This window comes from Stenotrophomonas sp. YJH_SMC_94-11, from assembly GCF_059370435.1.
This window is the reverse complement of sequence record NZ_JCAFTR010000003.1, coordinates 175,296-195,676: the sequence shown is the minus strand read 5'-3', so window position 1 is coordinate 195,676 and position 20,381 is coordinate 175,296. Positions and strand designations below refer to the sequence as shown.

At 67.6% G+C, this 20,381-nt stretch carries 20 protein-coding genes; 13 read left to right on the top strand and 7 right to left on the bottom strand.

The window, feature by feature from the left end; all coding sequences use genetic code 11:
* Window positions 1–23 precede the first annotated feature (23 nt).
* Window positions 24–485, top strand: coding sequence for a bacteriohemerythrin (locus tag AC5P74_RS07625; RefSeq protein WP_495204868.1), 462 nt, complete (start codon window positions 24–26; stop codon window positions 483–485).
* On the opposite strand, the gene AC5P74_RS07620 is transcribed toward AC5P74_RS07625, so the two are convergent.
* Window positions 466–1,767 carry an MFS transporter gene (locus AC5P74_RS07620; protein ID WP_495204867.1) on the bottom strand — a complete coding sequence of 434 codons (1,302 nt, stop codon included), beginning with the start codon at window positions 1,765–1,767 and terminating at the stop codon, window positions 466–468. The genes AC5P74_RS07625 and AC5P74_RS07620 overlap by 20 nt on opposite strands.
* A 239-nt stretch (window positions 1,768–2,006) precedes the next feature.
* A complete protein-coding gene (locus tag AC5P74_RS07615; protein WP_053498668.1) occupies window positions 2,007–3,503 on the bottom strand; it encodes an aldehyde dehydrogenase in 1,497 nt (498 codons plus the stop codon).
* 104 nt (window positions 3,504–3,607) lie between these two features.
* Here AC5P74_RS07615 and aptA point away from each other — a divergent pair, with 104 nt between their 5' ends.
* The 7 genes from aptA (at window position 3,608) to AC5P74_RS07580 (ending at window position 10,336) form a co-directional block, all read left to right on the top strand.
* Window positions 3,608–4,960 (top strand): omega-aminotransferase AptA, encoded by a 1,353-nt coding sequence (gene aptA / locus AC5P74_RS07610; protein ID WP_171958398.1) that lies wholly within the window; start codon window positions 3,608–3,610, stop codon window positions 4,958–4,960.
* Between the two features lie 63 nt (window positions 4,961–5,023).
* Window positions 5,024–5,902, top strand: coding sequence for a plasmid replication/partition related protein (locus AC5P74_RS07605; RefSeq protein WP_495204866.1), 879 nt, complete (start codon window positions 5,024–5,026; stop codon window positions 5,900–5,902).
* Window positions 5,903–6,026: 124 nt separating this feature from the next.
* Complete coding sequence (locus AC5P74_RS07600) at window positions 6,027–7,313, top strand: DUF445 domain-containing protein (protein ID WP_065177404.1); 1,287 nt, start codon at window positions 6,027–6,029, stop codon at window positions 7,311–7,313.
* A 245-nt stretch (window positions 7,314–7,558) separates the two neighbouring features.
* Window positions 7,559–7,873: a DUF3649 domain-containing protein gene (locus AC5P74_RS07595; protein WP_053498676.1), complete on the top strand. Its 315-nt coding sequence runs from the start codon at window positions 7,559–7,561 to the stop codon at window positions 7,871–7,873.
* Window positions 7,870–9,507 carry a PepSY-associated TM helix domain-containing protein gene (locus tag AC5P74_RS07590; RefSeq protein WP_346607613.1) on the top strand — a complete coding sequence of 546 codons (1,638 nt, stop codon included), beginning with the start codon at window positions 7,870–7,872 and terminating at the stop codon, window positions 9,505–9,507. The genes AC5P74_RS07595 and AC5P74_RS07590 overlap by 4 nt, the downstream gene beginning before the upstream one ends.
* Window positions 9,504–9,833 (top strand): DUF3325 domain-containing protein, encoded by a 330-nt coding sequence (locus AC5P74_RS07585; protein WP_188239138.1) that lies wholly within the window; start codon window positions 9,504–9,506, stop codon window positions 9,831–9,833. The genes AC5P74_RS07590 and AC5P74_RS07585 overlap by 4 nt, the downstream gene beginning before the upstream one ends.
* A 29-nt stretch (window positions 9,834–9,862) precedes the next feature.
* Window positions 9,863–10,336, top strand: a complete 474-nt coding sequence (locus AC5P74_RS07580) for a hypothetical protein (protein WP_346607614.1) — start codon at window positions 9,863–9,865, stop codon at window positions 10,334–10,336.
* 121 nt (window positions 10,337–10,457) lie between these two features.
* Here AC5P74_RS07580 and rlmKL read toward each other — a convergent pair whose 3' ends face one another.
* Both rlmKL and AC5P74_RS07570 read right to left on the bottom strand, forming a co-directional pair.
* Window positions 10,458–12,596, bottom strand: coding sequence for a bifunctional 23S rRNA (guanine(2069)-N(7))-methyltransferase RlmK/23S rRNA (guanine(2445)-N(2))-methyltransferase RlmL (gene rlmKL / locus AC5P74_RS07575; RefSeq protein ID WP_346607615.1), 2,139 nt, complete (start codon window positions 12,594–12,596; stop codon window positions 10,458–10,460).
* A 145-nt stretch (window positions 12,597–12,741) separates the two neighbouring features.
* Entirely contained in the window at window positions 12,742–13,269 is a 528-nt protein-coding gene (locus tag AC5P74_RS07570) for an alpha/beta hydrolase (protein ID WP_024958728.1), read from the bottom strand.
* Window positions 13,270–13,341: 72 nt separating this feature from the next.
* On the opposite strand from AC5P74_RS07570, the gene AC5P74_RS07565 reads away from it, so the two are divergent.
* Window positions 13,342–13,908: an N-acetylmuramoyl-L-alanine amidase gene (locus tag AC5P74_RS07565; RefSeq protein ID WP_053498686.1), complete on the top strand. Its 567-nt coding sequence runs from the start codon at window positions 13,342–13,344 to the stop codon at window positions 13,906–13,908.
* A gap of 377 nt (window positions 13,909–14,285) precedes the next feature.
* Here AC5P74_RS07565 and AC5P74_RS07560 read toward each other — a convergent pair whose 3' ends face one another.
* The 3 genes from AC5P74_RS07560 to AC5P74_RS07550 form a co-directional block, all read right to left on the bottom strand.
* Window positions 14,286–15,188: a sulfurtransferase gene (locus AC5P74_RS07560; protein WP_346607986.1), complete on the bottom strand. Its 903-nt coding sequence runs from the start codon at window positions 15,186–15,188 to the stop codon at window positions 14,286–14,288.
* Window positions 15,185–15,988: a CoA pyrophosphatase gene (locus AC5P74_RS07555; protein ID WP_032954058.1), complete on the bottom strand. Its 804-nt coding sequence runs from the start codon at window positions 15,986–15,988 to the stop codon at window positions 15,185–15,187. The genes AC5P74_RS07560 and AC5P74_RS07555 overlap by 4 nt, the downstream gene beginning before the upstream one ends.
* A gap of 218 nt (window positions 15,989–16,206) precedes the next feature.
* On the bottom strand, window positions 16,207–16,908 hold the full coding sequence (locus AC5P74_RS07550) for an FKBP-type peptidyl-prolyl cis-trans isomerase (RefSeq protein WP_005408797.1): 702 nt from the start codon (window positions 16,906–16,908) through the stop codon (window positions 16,207–16,209).
* A gap of 167 nt (window positions 16,909–17,075) precedes the next feature.
* Here AC5P74_RS07550 and AC5P74_RS07545 point away from each other — a divergent pair, with 167 nt between their 5' ends.
* From AC5P74_RS07545 to AC5P74_RS07530, 4 genes are all read left to right on the top strand, one after another.
* Window positions 17,076–17,858 carry an enoyl-CoA hydratase-related protein gene (locus tag AC5P74_RS07545; protein ID WP_053501080.1) on the top strand — a complete coding sequence of 261 codons (783 nt, stop codon included), beginning with the start codon at window positions 17,076–17,078 and terminating at the stop codon, window positions 17,856–17,858.
* 4 nt (window positions 17,859–17,862) lie between these two features.
* Window positions 17,863–18,216, top strand: a complete 354-nt coding sequence (locus tag AC5P74_RS07540) for a hypothetical protein (RefSeq protein WP_005415900.1) — start codon at window positions 17,863–17,865, stop codon at window positions 18,214–18,216.
* Complete coding sequence (gene nth, locus AC5P74_RS07535; RefSeq protein WP_053501078.1) at window positions 18,216–18,905, top strand: endonuclease III; 690 nt, start codon at window positions 18,216–18,218, stop codon at window positions 18,903–18,905. Before AC5P74_RS07540 ends, nth begins: the two co-directional genes overlap by 1 nt.
* A gap of 196 nt (window positions 18,906–19,101) precedes the next feature.
* Window positions 19,102–20,313, top strand: coding sequence for an OprO/OprP family phosphate-selective porin (locus tag AC5P74_RS07530; RefSeq protein WP_049411264.1), 1,212 nt, complete (start codon window positions 19,102–19,104; stop codon window positions 20,311–20,313).
* Window positions 20,314–20,381 lie beyond the last annotated feature (68 nt).

Genomic DNA, 20,381 nt, shown 5'->3' with positions numbered 1-20,381 from the left:
ATACGCATGAAGGGGAGCCGGGGATGGCACTACTGGTCTGGCAGGACGATCTGAACATCGGCATCGATGTGATCGACCAACAACACCGTCGCATCATCGAGATGCTCAACCACCTGCACGTGGCCCAGTCCAGCCTGCAGCGCGCGGCAGTGGGTGAAGTGATCGACGAGGTGGTCGACTACACCATGTCGCACTTCGCGTTCGAGGAAGAGCTGATGGAGGAAGCGGGCTACCCGTTCTGTGCCGCGCACAAGCGCGTGCATGAGATCTTCATCAAGCGTGTGGCCGAGTACCGGCTGCGCTTCCAGGCCGGCGAGGACATCAGCGATGAACTGCGCACGATGCTCTCGCGCTGGTTGTTCAACCACATCCGCGGCGATGACCAGGCCTACGCCGAACAGGTCAAGGCACACCTGAACCAGTTCACCCGCGAGCACCAGGGCGGTGGCTGGCTGGGACGCACGCTCAAGCGCCTCTTTGGCTGAACCGCAGCGCGCGCCGGTGCAGTGCCACCAGCGCGCACAGCGTCGCTGCCGCAGTCAGGCACAGGTAGTAGCCAACCGCGACCAGACCGAAGCGTTCGGCCAGCCAGGTGGCCAGGTACGGCGCCGGTGCCGCACCCAGAATGCCGGCCAGGTTGAATGACAGCGATGCGCCGGTATAGCGCACCTCCACCGGGTAGATCTCGGCCAGGAAGGTACCGCAGGGACCATAGGTCAGGCCCATCAGGAACAGGCCCAGGCACAGGAAGGCGGTGACCATCCACGGGCTGTGCGGCTGGAACAGCGGCGCGAACAGCACGCCGAAACCGATGATCAGCACGCTGGCCACGATCATCGTGCGGCGCGTCCCCCAGCGGTCGCCATAGCGCGCCGACAGCGGGATGCCCAGCGCGAAGAACAGCATGCCGGCCATCTGCATCAGCAGGAACTGCTCGCGGCTGTAACCCAGCACCGCCGTGCCATGGCCGAGGCTGAACACGGTCATCAGGTAGAACAGCACGAAGGTGGCGAACGCGCCCAGGGTACCCAGCAGCATCGGCACCGGGTGGTCGCGCAGCACCGTCCACATCGGCAGCCGCACCGGCGCCTTGCGCTCCAGCGCCTGCTTGAAGTCGGGGGTCTCGTGGATGTTCAGCCGCACCCACAGGCCGAGGCCGACCAGCAGCGCGCTGGCCACGAACGGAATGCGCCAGCCCCACTGCAGGAAGTCGGCCTGGCTCAGGCAGCGGCCGAGCACCAGGAAGATGCCGGCCGACAGCAGGAAGCCGAGCGGTGCACCCAGCTGCGGGAACATGCCGTACCAGGCACGCTTGCCCGGCGGTGCGTTCTCGGTGGCCAGCAGCACTGCCCCGCCCCACTCGCCGCCCAGACCCAGGCCCTGGCCGAAACGGCACAGCGCCAGAAGCGCCGGCGCCCACAGACCGATCTGTGCGTGCGTCGGCAGCAGGCCGATCAGCACCGTGGACAGCCCCATGGTCAGCAGCGCAGCCACCAGGGTGGCCTTGCGGCCGATGCGATCGCCGAAATGGCCGAACACTGCCGAGCCAACCGGGCGTGCGATGAAGGCCACCGCGAAGGTTGCCAGCGACTGCAGCAGGGCTGCCTGTTCGCTGCTGTCCGGGAAGAACAGGTGCGGGAACACCAGCACCGCGGCCGTGGCGTAGATGTAGAAGTCGAAGAACTCGATCGTGGTACCGATCAGGCTGGCCAGCAGAACACGACGGGGGGAATTCACGGGCGGCGCGGCAGCGGTGATCGAGGACATCGGCAACACGGGAAATGGCAGATCGACCGATTCTGCCACGGGCTGGCGGCGGTACGGCACGATGGTTTCAGCCGACACCGATGCCGACGAGGGGGCAGGCGCCTCCTGTAACGTCGAGCCATGCTCGACGGTTCTTCGCGAGATGCAGCCGAGCATGGCTCGGCTCTACAGAAGAACGAACGGCAGTCGAGCATCGCTCGACTCTACAGAGAGCGAACAGCCGTCCAGCAATCGCGTCGTTACAGCTGCATCCAGGTGGCCTTGATCTCGCTGTACTTGTCGAACGCATGCAGCGATTTGTCGCGCCCGTTGCCGGACTGCTTGTAGCCCCCGAACGGAGCGGTCATGTCGCCGCCATCCCAGCCGTTCACCCAGATGCTGCCGGCACGCAGCTGGCGCGCGACGCGGTGGGCTCGCCCCAGGTCCCGTGTCCACAGGCCGGCGGCCAGGCCGTAGCGGCTGTCATTGGCCACGCGCACCGCTTCGGCCTCGTCTTCGAAACCAAGCACAGCCAGCACCGGCCCGAACACTTCCTCGCGCGCCAGTGCCTGGTCCGGGCGCACCTGGTCGAACACGGTGGGCTGGACGTAGCTGCCGCCGGCTTCCACTTCGGCGCGCCGCCCACCCAGCAGCAACCGGGCACCCTCGCCTTCGGCGCGCGCGATATCGTCCATCACCTTGTCCAGGTGCGCGGCATCCACCAGCGCGCCCATCGGCGCATCGGGGTCCAATGGATGGCGGGGGTGCATGTGCTGGCCATAGGCAACCACCTGATGCACGAAATCCTCGCGGATCGAACGCTGTACCAGGAGCCGCGAACCTGCGGTACAGACCTCGCCCTGGTTGAAGAAGATACCCTGTGCCACCGCCTTCGCGGCGGCGTCCAGATCAGGGGCGTCGGCAAACACCACATGCGGGCTCTTGCCGCCACACTCCAGCCAGACCCGCTTGAGGTTGGATCGCCCTGAACACTGCAGCAGCTTCGCGCCCGTGGCCGTGGAGCCGGTGAAGGCGAGCACGTCCACATCCATGTGCAGGGCCAACGGCTCACCGACGCGCGCACCGTGCCCCGGCAGCACGTTCAGCACGCCCTCTGGCAGGCCCGCTTCGGCGGCCAGCGCCGCCAGCCGCAACGCACTCAAGGGCGAGCGCTCGGACGGCTTGAGCACCACCGAGTTGCCCATGGCCAATGCAGGCGCGATCTTCCAGCAGGCCATCAGCAGCGGAAAGTTCCACGGAACGATCGCGGCCACGACCCCGGCGGCCTCGCGCGTGACCAGTCCCAGTTCGTGCGGGCCGGTCGGCGCGATCTCGCCGTACAGCTTGTCCACGGCCTCGGCGGTCCAGCGCAGGCAGCGCACCGCGCCTGGCAGGTCGATGCGGCGCGCATCACGCACCGGCTTGCCCATGTCCAGGGTTTCCAGCAGGGCCAGCTCGTCGGCATGCGTTTCGACCAATGCCGCCAGCGCCAACAGTACGCGCTTTCGCTGGGCCGGGCTGGCCTGCGACCAGTGGCCGGCCTCGAAGCTGCGCCGCGCGGCCAGTACCGCGCGCTCCACGTCCTGTGCGTCGCAGTCGGCGACCGCCCCCAGTACGCGACCGTCGATCGGGCTGACGCAGTCGAAACGGGCGCCGCTGGCTGCATCGACATAGCGGCCATCGATGAAGGCCTGGCCTGGCATCGACAACTGGAGGGCCAGTGCCTGCCAATGGCTGCGGTCGGGAACATCGGCCATGGGAAACTCCAGCATTCAACGAGCCTTGGTTATACCGGGGTCACCGCGACTCCGCCGTGACGTGGCTGCGCTACATTCGTCGCATCGGACCCGACGGAGCTGGCATGAAGCGTCCCGGAAGCGACCTGCACGACCTGACCACACAGCGCCCCGAGTCACTGGACGCTTACTGGATGCCATTCACCGCCAACCGCCAGTACAAGGCGGCACCACGCATGCTGGTCCGCGCCGAAGGCATGCACTACGAAGACATCGATGGCCGACAGATCCTCGACGGCACCGCCGGCCTGTGGTGCTGCAACGCCGGCCACGCGCGACCGCGCATCGTCGAGGCCATCGCCGGGCAGGCACGCACGCTCGACTACTCACCCGCTTTCCAGGTGGGCTCGCCGCCGGCATTCGCGCTGGCACAGCGGCTGGCCGCACTGGCTCCGGCCCCGCTCAACCATGTGTTCTTCACCAGCTCCGGCTCGGAGGCGGTGGATACCGCGATGAAGATCGTGCTGGCTTACCATCGCCAGCGTGGCGAGGGCCAGCGCACGCGCTTCATCAGCCGCGAGAAGGCCTATCACGGCGTCGGTTTCGGTGGCATGGCGCTGGGCGGTCTGCCCAACAACCGCAGGGCGTTCGGCCTGCAACTGGGGGGCGTGGACTATCTGCGCCACACCCTGGACCTGCAGCGCAACGCGTTCAGCAAGGGCCTGCCGCGCCAGGGCGCGGAGCTGGCCGACGACCTGGAACGGCTGATCGGGCTGCATGACGCCTCGACGATTGCCGCCGTCTTCGTCGAGCCCATCGCCGGCTCCGCCGGGGTGATCCTGCCCGCGCCCGGATACCTGCAGCGCCTGCGCGAATTGTGCGACCACCACGGCATCCTGCTGGTGTTCGATGAGGTCATCACCGGTTTCGGCCGGGTCGGCATGCCCTTCGCCGCGCAGCGCTTCGGGGTCACACCGGACCTGCTGACCTTCGCCAAGGCGGTCAGCAACGGCGCGGTGCCGCTGGGCGGCGTGCTGGCCAGCGACGCCGTGCATGCCACGCTGATGCAGGCCCCGCCGCAGGCCATCGAGCTGTTCCACGGCTATACCTACTCGGGTCACCCGCTGGCCTGCGCCGCAGCGCTGGCAACACTGGACGTCTACGCCGAGGAGCGCCTGTTCGAGCGCGCCATCGAACTGGGCGAGTACTGGCAGGAACGGCTGCACGCGCTGCAGGGCCTGCCCAACGTGATCGACATCCGCAACTTCGGGCTGGTCGGCGCGGTCGAGCTGGCACCGCGCCGCGATGCCCCTGGCAGCCGCGGCTACGAGGTGTTCCGGCGCTGCTTCCACGATGGCCGGCTGCTGGTGCGCTGCACCGGTGACATCATCGCGCTGTCGCCGCCGCTGATCGTGGACAAGGCGCAGATCGACCAGATCACCGGCACCCTGGGCGAGATGATCCGGGTCACCGCCTGAGCCCGGGCCGGCGGTGGCGAGCGGGTACAATGGGCGGTTCCGCTCCTGCTCGTTGCCGTGCCCATGGATATCGTCGTCAAAGAAGAACTCAAGGCCTACATCGACCCGCTGACCGCGGACGAACATGACGCGCTGGAGCGCAGCATCCTGGCCGAAGGCTGCCGCGATGCGCTGGTGCTGTGGGGTAATGTGCTGGTCGATGGTCACAACCGTTTCGGCATCTGCCAGAAGCATGGCCTGCCCTTCAACACCGTGCAGAACACGCGCTTCCAGAGCATGGAAGACGTTCACCTGTGGATGATCGAGCAGCATCTGGGCCGTCGCAGCGTGTCCGATTTCCAGCGCGGCGTGCTGGCGCTGCGCAAGCGCGACATCCTGGCCGCCCGCAAGCAGGCCGAGCAGGCGCAGCTGCAGCGCGAGAGCGACGGTACCGCCGAGATTGCCGATGAGGCGGGCGAGGACAGCCCGCCGTGGGAGCCGGCACCGAAGCTCAGCCGCGCCGAACTGGCCCGCGAAGCCAAGCTGAGTACCAGCCAGGTCGGCATGATCGAGCGCATCCATGCCCAGGCTGCACCCGAAGTGGTGGAGGCAGTGAAGGCCGGCGTGATCTCGATCAGCGCCGCCGCAGCCGTGGCCGATCTGCCCGAAGAGGAGCAACGCGCCGCCGCCGCCGGCGGCAAGGATGAGCTGAAGCAGGCGGCCAAGCGCGTGCGCGAATCCAAGCGCAAGCCGCGCGCGCCGAAGCCGGACGCGGCCGAGATGGACTTCGAGGAGCCCAGCGAGGACGAGATCGCCAGCCGCGACGCCGAGGTACTGTTGGCACTGGAACAGCTGGGCGAGGATGCCCCGGTCCTGCGCCGCCGCGTGGTCGCGTTGACCCGCGAGAACGACACCCTGCGCGCGCAGCTGGCCGCGCTGCGCAAGCAACTGGAAGCGCTTTAAAAACGCGCGAACCTCTCATGTAGAGCCGAGCCCTTGCTCGGCTGCGGTGTGCCGCGCGCAAGGCAGCCAAGCATGGGCTCGGCTCTACAGGCAGGCATCACCGGGCTGCGGTTAGACTCGTGCGATGACGCCTGCCCACGATCCGCGCCGCGCCCAGCTGCGGCGCCTGAAAGCCCTCGCACTGGGCCTGCTGCTGTTGATGCTGGCCGGATTCGCGGTCAGCCATTGGCACGGCGAACGCGGCATCTGGGCCTGGGTTTCGGCTTTCTGCGAGGCTGCTGCGGTCGGCGCGCTGGCCGACTGGTTCGCAGTCGTTGCGCTGTTCCGGCGGCCAATGGGCCTGCCGATTCCGCACACCGCGATCATCCCGCGCAGCAAGGAACGCATCGGCGACAGCCTGGCGCTGTTCGTGCGCGACCAGTTCCTGGAACCGGGTGTGCTGCTGGCCAAGCTGCAGGTGTTCGATCCGGCCAGTCGTCTCGGTAGCTGGCTGGCCGACCCGGCACGCTCGCGGATGCTGGCCGACATGGCCCGCGGCTGGGCGCTGCAGGCACTGGATTTCTTCGACGAAACCGCGGTGCGGCGGCAACTGCATGCCTTCGTGGTGCAGCAGCTGCGGCAGTGGAACGCTGCTGCCACCGCCGGTGAACTGCTGGCCCTGCTGACCGCCGATGGACGCCACCAGCGCGTGCTGGACGAGGGCCTGCAGCGGCTGGGGCGCTGGCTGGAGCAGCCGGAGGTGAAGGAGCGCGCCTCGCAGCTGATCGTGCGCTACATCCAGCGCGAATGGCCGACGCTGTCGAGCACGGTGAACTGGGTCAAGCCAATCGACGAGATCGGCGACAGCCTGGCCGAACGCCTGGCGCGGGCGGTACTGGAAGAGCTGCAACAGGTGCTGGCCGAGCCGCAGCATCCGCTGCGCCAGGACTACGAGACCTGGCTGCAGAACTACGTGCAGCGCCTGCGCGAAGACCCGGCGCTGGCTGAGCGCATCGAACAGCTCAAGCAGGACATGATCGACCACCCCGCCCTGCAGGACTACGTGCAGGGGCTGTGGGCGCGTATCCATGCCAGCCTGCGCGCCGACCTGCAACGCGAAGACTCGGCGCTGGTCGGACACCTGCGGCGCAGCCTGGCGTCGCTGGGCAGCAGCCTGCAGGCCGACCCGGCCCTGCGCGAGGCCCTCAACCAGCACCTGCTGGAAGGTGCGCAGCGCCTGACCGGCCGCCTGCGCGAGGGCGTGACCACGCATATCGCGCAGACCGTGAAGGGCTGGGACGAGCGGCACCTGGTCGAGCAACTGGAACTGAGTGTGGGTCGCGACCTGCAGTTCATCCGCTTCAACGGCACCCTGGTGGGCGGGTTGATCGGCCTGCTGCTGCATGCGGCAACCGTGGTGTTCAGGTTCTAGCCCCGGCCAACGCCCACGATCAGCACGCTTGATTCATGAAATGCGAATACATATCATTTACTGATCGGTTGTACGCTTAGCCAAACGGGCACGAAAAACGTGCCCATCGCCCGTGTACTGCCCCGACTTCTGGGCTGCCCGTCTGCGCGGGCAGTGCTTCGTCGATGGGACACGCTGGGCGACATGCGCAGGGCGCAAGGGGGCCGCGGACGCGTTCCATCCCTTCTCCTACCTTCAGGAACGCCGTGGACCGCTCGCCCACACCCGCCAGCCCCCGCACCTTGTTCTCCAACCCGCGCTGGGGCGTGCTGTCACGCGCTTTGGCCGCGATTTTCGGCGGCTATGCGCTGGCCTCGATGACCAGCGTGTTCTGCGCGGTGGCGTTGCCCGGCGCGCGCGGCCAGACCGTGCTGACCGGCATGCTGCTGGCCATTGTGGTGGCTGCCTGCGCGGCGCTGTGGGCCTTTGCCACCCGCAGCGCACTGCGGGCCTGGGTCGGCATCCTCGCCCCCGCCCTGCTGATGGCGGCGGTCGCACGCCTGTTGGGTGCCTGGGCATGAAGAACGGATTCCGCCAGTCGATGGCCTGGCTGCATACCTGGACCGGCCTGCTGGTCGGCTGGTTGCTGCTGCTGATCTTCATGGCCGGCACGGCCAGCTACTATCGCGAGGAAATCAGTCGCTGGATGCGCCCGGAGCTGCCATCCAGCAACGTCAGCATCGACGTGGCCGCGCAGCGCGCGGTGGCCTACCTGCAGGCCAATGCGAGTCACGCCGAGAACTGGTTCGTCACCCTGCCGCAGCCGCGCAACCCGGCCATGCAGCTGTTCTGGCGGCTGCCACCGGAACTGGCCGACCCCAGTCGTGGCCGTCGCGGTGGCTTCGGCGACGCCACGCTCGACCCGAACACCGGCCAGGCACTGAAGGCGCGCGAGACCCGTGGCGGCGACTTCTTCTACCGCCTGCACTTCGACCTGCACTACATCCCGGTGTACTGGGCGCGCTACCTGGTCGGGTTCTGCGCGATGTTCATGCTGGTGGCGATCATCACCGGCGTCATCACCCACAAGAAAATCTTCAAGGACTTCTTCACCTTCCGCAAGGACAAGGGCCTGCGGTCCTGGCTGGATTTCCATAACGTCAGCGCGGTGATGGCCCTGCCGTACCACGCGATGATCACCTACACCGGCATCGTCACTCTGATGATCATGTACCTGCCGTGGGGGGTGAAAGTCGCCTACCCGCAGGACGAGGACAAGTTCTTCAGCGAAGCCTTCGGCGGCATGCCAGAGGTGACCGCGCCGGCGCAGGGCCGCGCCACGCCGCTGCCGATCGCACAGTTGCTGGACAGCGCGCGTGCGCACTGGCACGGCGTGGAAGTGGCCGGCTTCACCGTGTCCAACCCGGGCGCTGCCAATGCGGTGATCGACATCCGCCAACGTGACGGCAGGCGTTTGTCCACCGACACCCCGGCGCTGCGCTACGACATGGTCAGCGGTGCGCTGCTGGAAGAGACGCCACCGTCCGGCGGTGCCACCGCCACCCGTGGCGTGCTGTATGGCCTGCACCTGGCGCGCTTCGCCGACTGGGGCCTGCGCGCACTGTTCTTCCTGTCCGGCCTGGTCGGCTGCCTGATGGTCGCCAGCGGCGTGGTGCTGTGGGCGGTGAAGGAGCGTCCCAAGCATGCCAAGAACGGGCGTACCGGATTCGGCCTGCGCCTGGTCGATGCGCTGAACATCGGCACCGTGGCCGGCCTGCCGATCGCCTTCGCGGCGTACTTCTGGGGCAACCGCCTGCTGCCGCTGCAGATCGCCGAGCGCTCCAGTGCCGAGGCCAACGTGTTCTTCTGCGCCTGGGGCGCCGCGCTGCTGGCCGCCTTCATCTGGCCGAAGCGGATGATGTGGGCGTGGCAGCTGTACCTGGGTGCGGCCGCGTTCGCACTGGTGCCGGTGGTCAATGCAGTGACCACCCATGCCCACCTCGGGGTCACGCTGCGCAACGGCGACTGGGTACTGGCCGGCGTCGATCTTTCGATGATCGCATTCGGCGCAATGCTGGCGCTGTGCGGCTGGCGCATGCAGCGCTGGACGCCACCGCTGAGTGCGGCCGAGAAGAAGAAGCGTGCGGCCGCTGCGGCTGCGCCGAAGGCATCGGTGAACACTGCAGAAGCGGCCAAAGCGGAGGTCAGCGCATGATGCTGCTGGCACTGGCGCTGTCGTTCTCTGCGTTCACCGCGCTGTCGCTGTCGATGGAAAAGCACCAGCACGACTTGCATGGCAAGGCCGCGGCCGCACCCGCACGGCGGGTGCAGTGGCGGGTGCTGGGCTGGGCGCTGCTGGCGGCGGCGTTCGCACTGTGCGTGGCCGACCACGGCTGGGCGATGGGCCCGGTGCTGTGGCTGGGCGCGATGACCCTGGCCGGCGTGGCGCTGTCGTTCGGGTTGTATCCGTATCGTCCAACGTGGATTGCGCCTCTGGCGATCGCGCTGCCGGTGCTGGGGTTGGTGCTGGAATTGCTGTAGCCGCAGGACGTGGACGGCGGCGTCCACGCATGGCGTCGAACTACAATGCCGGTATGGATAGCGTGCTGCGGCGGATGTCTGGAATCGGCTTCTTTTCCCGGTTGGGTGAAACACTGCCCACAACGGCCGGCGTCGTCGCCGTTCGATCGCTGGCCGAAGCACTGCGGACCGTCGATACCGATGGTTTCGAATGGATGCCCACAACACTGGGCGATTCGGATCCGTTTCACGGCGCCCTGACCCATCCCGCCGAACTGGCCGACGCCCGACGCGAACTCAACCGCACGTTGATGCGCGCGCTTTCGGCACTGGATCTGCCGGCACTGCGCTGCGGTGCGCATGACCTGCACCTGGTGGCGCGCGATGGGGCGATGTTCGCCTTCCGGCAACGCCTGCTGGAAACGCATCTCGGCCTGCCGGCACACTGGGAGCCTGTGCTTGCGCTGTACGAACAGGGTCATTGGCCCCTGGCCCATGCGCCGGGGCGATTGTTGGTGCTTTAGGCCGATCCACGCATGGCGTGGATCTACGGGCCAGATGGGGTAGTGCCGGCCGCTGGCCGGCATCCCGCGGACCTTCCACGGTTCTGACGCAGTTGCCGGCCAGCGGCCGGCACTACCGGGCTTACCCCAACCGCTTCAGTTCCCACGCGCGGTGGATGCGCGCGTTGCGCTCGAAATCCGGACCAATCGTGCGTGCGGTGATCTCGCGGCACTGGGCGAATTCGGCGATGGCGTTCTCTTCCAGCTTGAAGCGGCGGAAGTTGTTGGAGAAGTACAGCACGCCACCCGGTGCCAGCCGCGCCACCGCCGCCCGCAGCAGCTTCAGCTGTTCGCGCTGCACGTCGAAATCATCGGCGCGGGCGGAATTGGAGAAGGTCGGCGGGTCACAGAAGATCACGTCGTACTGGCCGCGGTCGCCTTCCAGCCAGGCCATTGCATCGGCCTGGACCAGCAGATGCTGGTTGCCCCCCTGCCCGTTCAGCGCCAGGTTGTCGTAGCACCACTGCAGATAGGTGGCCGACAGGTCGACGCTGGTGGTGCTGGCGGCACCGGCCACGGCGGCCTGCACGCTGGCCACGCCGGTGTAGCAGAACAGGTTGAGGAAACGCTTGCCACGCACCTGCTCGGCCATCATCCGGCGCAGCGGGCGATGGTCGAGGAACAGGCCGGTATCCAGGTAATCGAACAGGTTCACCTGCAGCAGCGCGTTGTTCTCTCGCACCACGATGAACTCGTCGCGCTGCTCGAAGCGGCCGTACTTGCTGCCGCCCTTGCCGCGCTCGCGCGATTTCATCGACACCTGTTCCGGTGGCACGCCGAACACTTCGCGCGCGGCAGCCAGCAGCTCATTGCGGCGGCGGCGCACGTCGTTCTCGGGAATCGCCGCCGGTGCCGCGTATTCCTGCACATGCAGGAAGGTACGCCGCCTGCCCCCCTCTTCCTCGTAGACGTCGATGGCCGCCGCGTACTCCGGCAGGTCGGCGTCGTAGGCGCGGAAGCAGGTGATGTCCTCGCGGGCACGCCAGCTCTTGAACTTCTTCAGGTTCTTGCGCAGGCGGTTGGCCACCATCTGCGCGCCTTCGCTCAGCTCGCGGGGCTGTGCCGGATCACGGCCCGGCACAGCGATCGGATCGCAGACGATCAGCGCGCATTCCAGCGCACCGTTGAACATCTGGTACTTCTTGCTGGCACGCAGGCCGGTGGCAAAGGCCAGTTCGTCATTGCCACACAGCAGGCTGGCGCGCCACTGCGGCACCGCCTTCTGCAAGGCATTGCCCAGTGCACGGTACAACGCCGGATCGGCGGCCAGGCGCTCGTCGTACGGTGGGTTGCAGACCACCGCACCGATCTCCTGTTCCGGCGCGGCCAGGTCGGCGACATCGGCGCGGGTGAAACGGATCGCGTGGGCGACGCCGGCGACCTCGGCATTCTCGCGGGCCGCCTGGATCGCAGTCGGGTCGATGTCGCTGCCGTGGATGACCGACTTCAGCGCGGCCAGACCGGCCGCTTCGCGCTCACGTGCTTCGCTCTGGATGGACTTCCAGGCCGCCTTGTCGAAGCCCAGCCAACGGCTCGGCGGCAGGCTGCCATGCCGCATCAGGCCTGGGGCAACGTCGGCGGCCATCAGCGCGCCTTCGATCAGCAGCGTGCCGCTGCCACACATCGGGTCCAGCAGGCCACCGCCGGCGGCATGCAGGCGCGGCCATTGCGCGCGCAGCAGCAGCGCGGCGGCCAGGTTTTCCTTCAGCGGCGCCTCGTGGGCGGCACCGCGCCAGCCACGGCGATGCAGCGGGCCGCCGCCGAGGTCGATCGACAGCGAGGCGCGGCCCTTGCGCAGCGAGAGGTTGACGCGCACGTCGGGCAGATCGGTATTGACCGAGGGCCGCTCCAGGCCTTCGTCGCGCATGCGGTCGACGATCGCATCCTTGATCCGCTGCGCGGCAAAGCGTGCATGGGTGATCTTGTCGCCGGACACGTGCGCATCCACCGCCAGGGTCATCTCCGGCGAGATGTGCTCGTGCCACGGCAGTGCACGCACGCCGTCATACAGGGCCTGCTCGTCCGGGCAGTCGAACTCGTCGATCGGCCACAGCACCCGGCTGGCCAGGCGCGACCACATCACGATCCGCAGCGCCTGCGCCAGTTCGCCGTCGGCGTTGACGCCGGCAATGGTGGCGGTGGCCTTGCCAAGGCCCAGGGCCGACAGTTCATCGGCAAGCAGGTATTCCAGGCCCTTGGCGCAGGAGACGAAGAATTTCACGGGATCGGTTCGCAGGTGGTCGGGCGCGGCACAGGGGCCGGGCCGGTCGGAAAGGAGGGCCGTAGACACGGCCGGCAGGCCCGCGCCGGGGGCGGCGGGGCTGCCATTGTAGTCAATGCGGGCGGGCGCGCCGTGCGCCCTGGCTTCACAGTTGCCGCAGCAGGCGCTCGAAGGCCTGCGCGGAGGCCTCCACGTGGCGCTCCAGGCGGTGGCCATCGTCAACCAGCAGCAACTGCGCCGAACGCGCCTGCGCCCAGGCAATCACGCCGGCAGCCGGTACCACATCGTCATGCCAGGCCTGCACCACCGTGGTCGGCACCGCAGCGGCGTCCAGCGCCGGCATCGGGCCCATGGTGGTCGGCGGCACCATCAGGAACAGGCCGGCTACCGGCACCTGCAGCGAGGCGATGGCGGAGATGTAGGCGCCCAGGCTGGAGCCGGCCAGCACCACCGGCCCCTGACGGGCAGCGATGGCGGCGCGTTCAACCAGACGGCGCAGGCGGGTCGGCACGTCGCCCACCCGGCTGACCTCGCTCATCGCGTCCAGGTCGGTGTAGTCGGGGCGCTCGTGGGTCCAGCCCAGGCGTTGCGCCACCTCGGCCAGCGCGGTGACCTTGGTCGCCTCCGGGCCGCTCTCGAAGCCATGGGAGAGGATGCAGTGGCCGCGGCTCATGCGCGTGCTCCGTAGGCGCGGGCCGACGAGGAAAGGGAAGGCAGGTTCATGCCGCAATGCTAGCATCGCCGGATGCCCAACCCGCTCCTGCCCGGCCTGCAGCTGCAGCCCCTGCCCTATCACGACCGACTGCCGCTGCGGGATCCCGCCTCGCTGGAAATGGTGGTGATCCACTGCACCGAGCTGCCCGATCTGGCGATGGCCCGCGAGTACGGCGAGCGCGTGCTGTACGACAGCGGCGCCGGCAACAGCGGGCACTTCTACATCGACCGCGATGGCAGCGTGGTGCAGTACGTGGCGCCGGAACGCGTGGCCCATCACGTGCGCGGCATGAACGCGCATACGCTGGGCATCGAGCTGGTCAACCGCGGGCGCTATCCGGACTGGTTCGACAGCCGCCACCAGGCGATGGACGAGCCCTACACCGAGGCACAGCTGCAGGCGCTGGAAGGCCTGCTGCAAGCGCTGGTGGCGCACTATCCGTCGCTGCGGCGGATTGCCGGGCATGACCAGCTGGACCTGGAGCAGGTGCCGGCCAGCGACGATGCGGCGCTGACGGTGGCGCGCAAGCGCGATCCGGGGCCGCTGTTCCCGTGGGCGCGGATCCTGGCCAAGGTGCCACTGCAGCCGGTTGGGTAAGCGGCAGGGCTGCGCCCTGCACCCGCAGAGGCAACGTCAACGTCAAGAGCTGGCATTCCGGGGGATGGCGGGGTGGATCCGATTGCGGGGGACGCCGTAAAGCCCCAGGCCGGCCCAGCCGCTGGCGGCTGTGCGTTCGGGCGCTTGCGAAGCAGTGCTTCGCAAGCAAAGCGCCCTCACCCATGGCGGCTTGTCCGCGGCATCCATGCCGCGGACACCCCCGCAACCGGACCCACCCCGCCTTCGACAGTTCTCCGCGATCCTTCGAATCGACACGGGGTCGGCTCCCGTTGCTACGCAACGGGCTCTGACCCCGATTTTCGGTTGATGGGGTCAGAGCCGTTCTCCGTTGGAAAACGGATCCGACCCCGCCCGGCTCAGGCGCCGGTCGCCACCGGGCGGCTGCTGTCGCTCACCCAGCCGCTCCAGGAATCGGCGTAGATGCGCGCGCCGCTCAGGCCCGCGCTTTCCATCGCCAGCAGCAGATGGCAGGCGGTCACGCCGGAACCGCACATCAGCACCACCTGCTGCGGATCGCGGTTGCCGATCACGCCCTGCAGTTCGGCGCGCAGCTCCTGTGCGTCGCGCAGGCGGCCGTCGAGTACGTTCAATGCGAACGGGCGGTTGACCGCGCCCGGCACATGCCCGGCCACCGGGTCCAGCGGCTCCACTTCACCACGGAAACGCTCACCCGCCCGCGCGTCGACCAGCCAGCCCGGCGCATGCTTCAGCCGCGCGGTGATTTCATCGGCGTTGGCGATCTGGGTGGTGTCGAAGCGGCCCGGGTAGGCAGGCAGCGCTGTCACTTCAGCCTGGCCGCTTTCCAACGTGTGACCGGCGGCCTGCCAGGCGGCGAGGCCGCCGTCGAGTACGGCCACCCTGCTGTGACCGATCAGGCGCAGCAGCCACCACAGGCGCGAGGCGGCCATGCTGCCGTCGCTGCCATCGTAGACCACCACCTGGGTGTCGGGGCCGATGCCCCACTGCCCCAGCTTCGCAGCCAAGGCATCGCTGTCCGGCAGTGGATGGCGACCATGGCCGACGCGCGACAGATCAGACAGGTCACGATTCAGATCGGCATACACCGCACCCGGGATATGACCTGCCAGATACTGGCTGCTTCCCGCCTGCGGGTCGGCCAGCGAGGAGCGCGCATCGACCACCCGCACCGCAGTGCTGGCAGTGGCGCGTGCGTCGACCACGCGGATGCCTTCGCCCAACGCGGCAGCCAGGGTGGCGACATCGACCAGGGTGGTCCACGGCGGATCGATCAGCTTCATTGCACTTGCTCCAGGCGGCGACGCAGGTTGTAGAGAATGGCGGCGGTCGCCCCCCAGATGCGCTGGCCCGGCCAGCCATACTCAAGCACGTGGCGTACCCGGCCGCGATGGTTGATTTCGACCTGGCGCAGGCTGTCAGGCGCCATCAGATAATCCAGTGGCACCTCGAATACCTCGGCCACTTCACTCGGCTGCGGCACTGGCACGAACTCCGGATCGACCACCGCCACCACCGGCGTGACGCGGTAGCCGGTGATGGTGACGAAGGGATCGAGATACCCCAGCGCCTGCACCTGGCCGGGCGCCAATGCGATTTCTTCCTGGCTCTCGCGCAGCGCGGCCGCCAGCGCGTCGCGGTCATCGGGTTCGGTGCGGCCACCGGGGAATCCGACCTGGCCACCATGGGTGCGCAGTGTTTCGGTGCGACGGGTGAGGATCACCTGTGCGCCGTTGGCGCGCGGCACGATGCCGGCCAGCACCGCAGCCTCCACTGGAGGCCCGGGCGGCAGCAGGTCGACCAGCTCGCTGCGGTTCCAGCCGTCGCCCGCAGGTGGTTGGGCCAAGGGGTGCAGCGCGCGCATCAGTCGTTCGTGGTCGGCCAGCGAACCGCGCAGGGACTGCTGCAGTTGTTGCCGCAGGGGCTGCACGCGATGCAGGATGCGGCTGCGTTCCTCGTTGCTCATCGACGACCACCGCGCGATCTCATCGATATGCCGCCCGCAGCCGGCGCATTGCCGGTGCGGATCCAGCGTGCACACTCCGATGCAGGGACTTGCGACAACACGCGCCGTTTCTTCCATTGTTTGCACCCGCCAACAGTAGCGCGATCGGGCTGAATTTGCGCGGGTGGCCCAGCCGGACGGTAGCGTCGACTGTCAGTCGACTCGCGCGCGCAGCGCGGGCGTTTCCCCGATGTGACCCAAAAACAGTCGACTGACAGTCGACTCTACCGTCAAGGGACTGCGCAAACAAAAACGCGCCGGTGGAATCACCGGCGCGTTTCGTTTGCTGCTTCGATTTACTTGACGCTGACCAGCTTGATCTCGAACTGCACAGCCACGTTCGGCGGGAACGGGGTGCGCGGATCGGCACCGTAGGCCTGGTCCGGCGGCAGGGTGACTTCCCACTTCGAGCCTGCCGGCATCTGCAGCAGGGTCTCGCGCATGGCCTTCATTTCGACTTCGCTGACCTTGATCGACGGGATCTGCTGGGCCGGGCGGGCTTCGGTCGGGCGCTGACCGTACGGGAACGGACCGGCCACTTCCAGCTGCACAGTGCTGGCCTGGGTCGGCTTGGCACCCTTGCCGGCCTCGATCACGCGGTACTGGACGCCGCTCGGCAGGGACTGCACACCGGCCTTGGCCTTGTTCGCCGCGATGAACTGGTCGCTCTTGGTCTTGTTTTCGGCAGCCGCCTTTTCGTACTCGGCCTTGGCGGCCTGGGCACGGCCCTGCTCGCGCTTCTGGAACGCTTCAACGGCCGGCTTCAGCTGCTCGGCGGTGATCGCCGGCTGCTTCTTGGCGTAGGCATCCTGCAGGCCCTTCACCACCGAGTTGATGTCCAGCTGCTCACCACGACCGGTCAGCTCCGCCAGGTTGTTGCCGTAGTCGTAACCGAAGTAGTAGCTCAGCTTGCCCTTTTCGGACGAGACGTCCTGGGCGAAGGCATTGCCCGTCAGGGCCAGGGCCGCGACGGCGACCGCGATAGAACGCAACTTCATCAAACAGTTCTCCAGGGGTGGTAACTCAGGGACGTTCTGCGCCGCCCTGAGGCGACGGGTTAGGATAACGGGCGCAACGTGTAACCGCTACTCACGATGCAGGCTATGACCCGTCTGCGTTTCCAGAGTTCAATATCACTTTTTTTTAACGTTCCAGGAGTTTCCCCGTGGCCGATGCCCTGATCGCTGTCGCTGACGACGGCGCCATCCGCACCGTGACCGTCCAGCGCCCGGACAAGCTCAATGCCCTCAACGCCGCGACCCTGCAGGCCCTGGCCGATGCCTTCAGCGACGCCGCCGCCGATCCGGAGGTGCGCGTCGTGATATTGACCGGGGCGGGCCCCAAGGCGTTCGTGGCCGGTGCCGACATCGCGGAAATGAACACTCTCAGCGCCGTTCAGGGACGTGATTTCTCGCTGCTGGGCCAGGCCCTGATGCGCCAGATCGAACGCATGCCCAAACCGGTCATCGCACGCGTGAATGGTTTCGCACTGGGCGGCGGCCTGGAACTGGCGATGGCCTGCCACCTGCGCATCGCCGCAGATACCGCCAAGGTCGGCCAACCGGAAATCAACCTCGGCCTGATCCCCGGCTTCGGCGGCAGCCAGCGCCTGCTGCGCCTGTGCGGCCGCGCCGCCACCCTGGAGCTGTGCCTGCTGGGGGCGCCGATCAACGCCGCGCGTGCGCTGGAACTGGGCATCGTCAACGAAGTCGTGCCGGCCGACGCGCTGGACAACCGGGTGCAGGACGTCGCCCGCCAGCTGGCACGCTCGGCCCCGCTGGCCCTGCGTGGCCTGCTCGACGCGGTGCACGTGGGCGGCGAATGCAGCCTGGAGGCCGGGCTGGAATACGAAAGTGCGCAGTTCGGCCTGCTGTTCGCCACCGAGGACATGCGCGAAGGCACCAGCGCCTTCCTGCAACGCCGCGCGCCGGCCTTCCAGAACCGCTGACGCCATGGCATCCCGACCCAACCCCGCGCAGTTGTTCGCCCGGGTCCAGGCAGACGATCTCGATGGTGCCCTGCAGGCCGGGCTGATGGACTACATCGTCCGTGCCGGCGACGACCGGTTGCTGCCTGACCACCCCGACCTTCCGCAACGCCTGTGCCAGGCCCAGCAGCAACTGCGCGCGGCCTGGGCTGCACGCGAACGCTACCGTGCCCGTGCGGTGCGCCTGGCCCGCCGCGAGGCCGAGCGCGATGCACGTCGCACTCCGGCACCAGCCCCGGACGTGAAGCCCGCCCTGCCCGCTGCGGCAGCCGCGATTCTGGCCCGGGCCAAGGCCCGCGCCAGTGGCAAGGAACAGTAATGGCCACCACGAAAAAGACCGCACGCGCCCCGGCGCGGCGTGGCGGCACGATGCCACGCGCCGACGTGGTGGAGATGTTCACCCGCCTGCGCGAACTCAACCCGCACCCGAAGACCGAACTGGAGTACAGCTCGCCGTTCGAGCTGCTGGTGGCGGTGGCGTTGTCGGCGCAGGCCACCGACGTCGGCGTCAACAAGGCCACGCGCCGCCTGTTCCCGGTCGCCAACACGCCGGCGAAGATCCTTGCGCTCGGCGAGGATGGCTTGAAGCAGTACATCGCCACCATCGGGCTGTTCAACGCCAAGGCAAAGAACGTGATCGCCACCTGCGCGATCCTGCTGGAGAAGCATGGCGGTGAAGTGCCGCGTGATCGCGAAGCGCTGGAAGCGCTGCCGGGTGTCGGGCGCAAGACCGCCAACGTGGTGCTCAACACCGCGTTCGGCGAGCCGGTGATGGCGGTGGACACGCATATCTTCCGCGTCGCCAACCGCACAGGACTGGCGCCGGGCAGGAACGTGCGCGAAGTGGAAGACAAGCTGGTGAAGGTGATCCCGGCCGAGTTCCTGCTCGACGCGCATCACTGGCTGATCCTGCACGGACGTTATGTGTGCAAGGCGCGCAAGCCGGATTGCCCGGGCTGCGTGATCGCCGACCTGTGCCGGTTCAAGGAAAAGACCACGGCCGAGTGACGGCAGCATCCACGCAGGGCGTGCCTCTACTGCAACCGGGTCGCAATCCGGGCGTCATACGCAAGCGGTTTCAATGGCAGGCCCTGCCGTGACGGGGCCTGCGGCGGATGTCTGCCGCGCGTGAACTGTCACATTTACGCAATCTTTACCTTCTAGCCTGCGCGCATCTTCCCACCTGCCTGCAAGGCTCCTCTCCATGAAACTGCATCACCAACTCCTGACGGTGGCCGTGGCTGCTGCGCTGTATGTGCCGGCTGCACACGCCGAAGTCGCCATCGACGTGATCGGCGGTTCGGAAATCACCTTCGAAGGCCTGGTCCAGGCCGACGGCAACTGGTTCCACAACGATGTGGTCGACCTCAACGGTGGCGACGCCGGCAACGGCAAGAACAGCGAATTCGAACTGCGTCGCGCCGAGCTGGTGCTGAAGGGCAAGGGCCCGGGCAACGTGGAGTGGGTGGTCGGCTATGACGCCAAGGCCGACAAGTTCCTCGACACCAACGTGAAGTACAAGCTGCTGGGCAACGCCAACCACTTCCTGCAGCTGGGCCAGTTCAAGCAGCCCAACAGCCTGGAAGAACTGTCCAGCACCAAGAACAACGATTTCATTTCCAAGGCAGCGGTCACCAATACCTATGCCATCGCCCGCCGCCTGGGCGGCGCGTACAGCTACGGCCAGGACAACTGGTCGGTGACCGCCAGCGCCTTCGGCCGCGAGCTGACCCGCAACCTGGCCCACGGCAGCGGCTACGGCGCGCGTGGCACCTGGGCCCCGATCAATGAAAAGGGCCAGGTCCTGCACTTCGGTCTGAGCTACGTCAACTACGACGCCGACGCCGACACCCTGCGCGTGCGTGCGCGTCCGAATGCCGACCTCGCCACTGCCCGCCTGGTTGACAGCGGCAACCTGACCGACACCGACCGCGTCAGCACCATCGGTGCCGAAGCGATGTACTTCCAGGGACCCTTCAAGGCCCAGGCCGAGTACTACACCAGCAAGGCCAAGCGCTACGACCACGACAACTACACCAGCGACGGCTACTACATCAGCGGCGTGTGGAACGTCACCGGCGAGACCTGGAGCTACAAGGGCGGCACTCCGGGCACCGGCCTGCCGAACAACCCGGCCGGCGGCCAGTGGCAGCTGGGCGTGCGCTACGACCACATGGACCTCAATGACGGCAACCTCGCCGCCAATCCGGTCGCCGGTCGCCCGCCGATCGTCGATGGCGTGCTGGGCGGCAAGATGGACATCTGGACCGTGGGCGCCAACTGGTACCTGCGTTCCAACTTCAAGCTGATGCTCAACTACGTGATGGTCGACAGCAAGAAGTACAGCTCCACGGCGCGCGGTTTCGTCAACGACGATCCCAACATCCTGGAAGCCCGCGCGCAGTTCTTCTGGTAAGCCCAGCCACCTGCGTTGAACAGCGAAGGCACGGCCCCGGCCGTGCCTTCGTCGTTGCAGCGATACCC

Bases quoted from the DNA above. Each gene is read 5' to 3' on its own strand.
- AC5P74_RS07530 (WP_049411264.1), top strand. From the start codon at position 19,102: ATGAAACTGCATCACCAACTCCTGACGGTGGCCGTGGCTGCTGCGCTG.
- AC5P74_RS07615 (WP_053498668.1), bottom strand. From the start codon at position 3,503: ATGGCCGATGTTCCCGACCGCAGCCATTGGCAGGCACTGGCCCTCCAG.
- AC5P74_RS07550 (WP_005408797.1), bottom strand. From the start codon at position 16,908: ATGAAGTTGCGTTCTATCGCGGTCGCCGTCGCGGCCCTGGCCCTGACG.
- AC5P74_RS07540 (WP_005415900.1), top strand. From the start codon at position 17,863: ATGGCATCCCGACCCAACCCCGCGCAGTTGTTCGCCCGGGTCCAGGCA.
- AC5P74_RS07585 (WP_188239138.1), top strand. From the start codon at position 9,504: ATGATGCTGCTGGCACTGGCGCTGTCGTTCTCTGCGTTCACCGCGCTG.
- AC5P74_RS07590 (WP_346607613.1), top strand. From the start codon at position 7,870: ATGAAGAACGGATTCCGCCAGTCGATGGCCTGGCTGCATACCTGGACC.
- AC5P74_RS07605 (WP_495204866.1), top strand. From the start codon at position 5,024: ATGGATATCGTCGTCAAAGAAGAACTCAAGGCCTACATCGACCCGCTG.
- AC5P74_RS07600 (WP_065177404.1), top strand. From the start codon at position 6,027: ATGACGCCTGCCCACGATCCGCGCCGCGCCCAGCTGCGGCGCCTGAAA.
- AC5P74_RS07565 (WP_053498686.1), top strand. From the start codon at position 13,342: ATGCCCAACCCGCTCCTGCCCGGCCTGCAGCTGCAGCCCCTGCCCTAT.
- AC5P74_RS07580 (WP_346607614.1), top strand. From the start codon at position 9,863: ATGGCGTCGAACTACAATGCCGGTATGGATAGCGTGCTGCGGCGGATG.
- AC5P74_RS07570 (WP_024958728.1), bottom strand. From the start codon at position 13,269: ATGAGCCGCGGCCACTGCATCCTCTCCCATGGCTTCGAGAGCGGCCCG.
- AC5P74_RS07620 (WP_495204867.1), bottom strand. From the start codon at position 1,767: ATGTCCTCGATCACCGCTGCCGCGCCGCCCGTGAATTCCCCCCGTCGT.
- AC5P74_RS07560 (WP_346607986.1), bottom strand. From the start codon at position 15,188: ATGAAGCTGATCGATCCGCCGTGGACCACCCTGGTCGATGTCGCCACC.
- aptA (WP_171958398.1), top strand. From the start codon at position 3,608: ATGAAGCGTCCCGGAAGCGACCTGCACGACCTGACCACACAGCGCCCC.
- AC5P74_RS07625 (WP_495204868.1), top strand. From the start codon at position 24: ATGGCACTACTGGTCTGGCAGGACGATCTGAACATCGGCATCGATGTG.
- nth (WP_053501078.1), top strand. From the start codon at position 18,216: ATGGCCACCACGAAAAAGACCGCACGCGCCCCGGCGCGGCGTGGCGGC.
- AC5P74_RS07555 (WP_032954058.1), bottom strand. From the start codon at position 15,988: ATGGAAGAAACGGCGCGTGTTGTCGCAAGTCCCTGCATCGGAGTGTGC.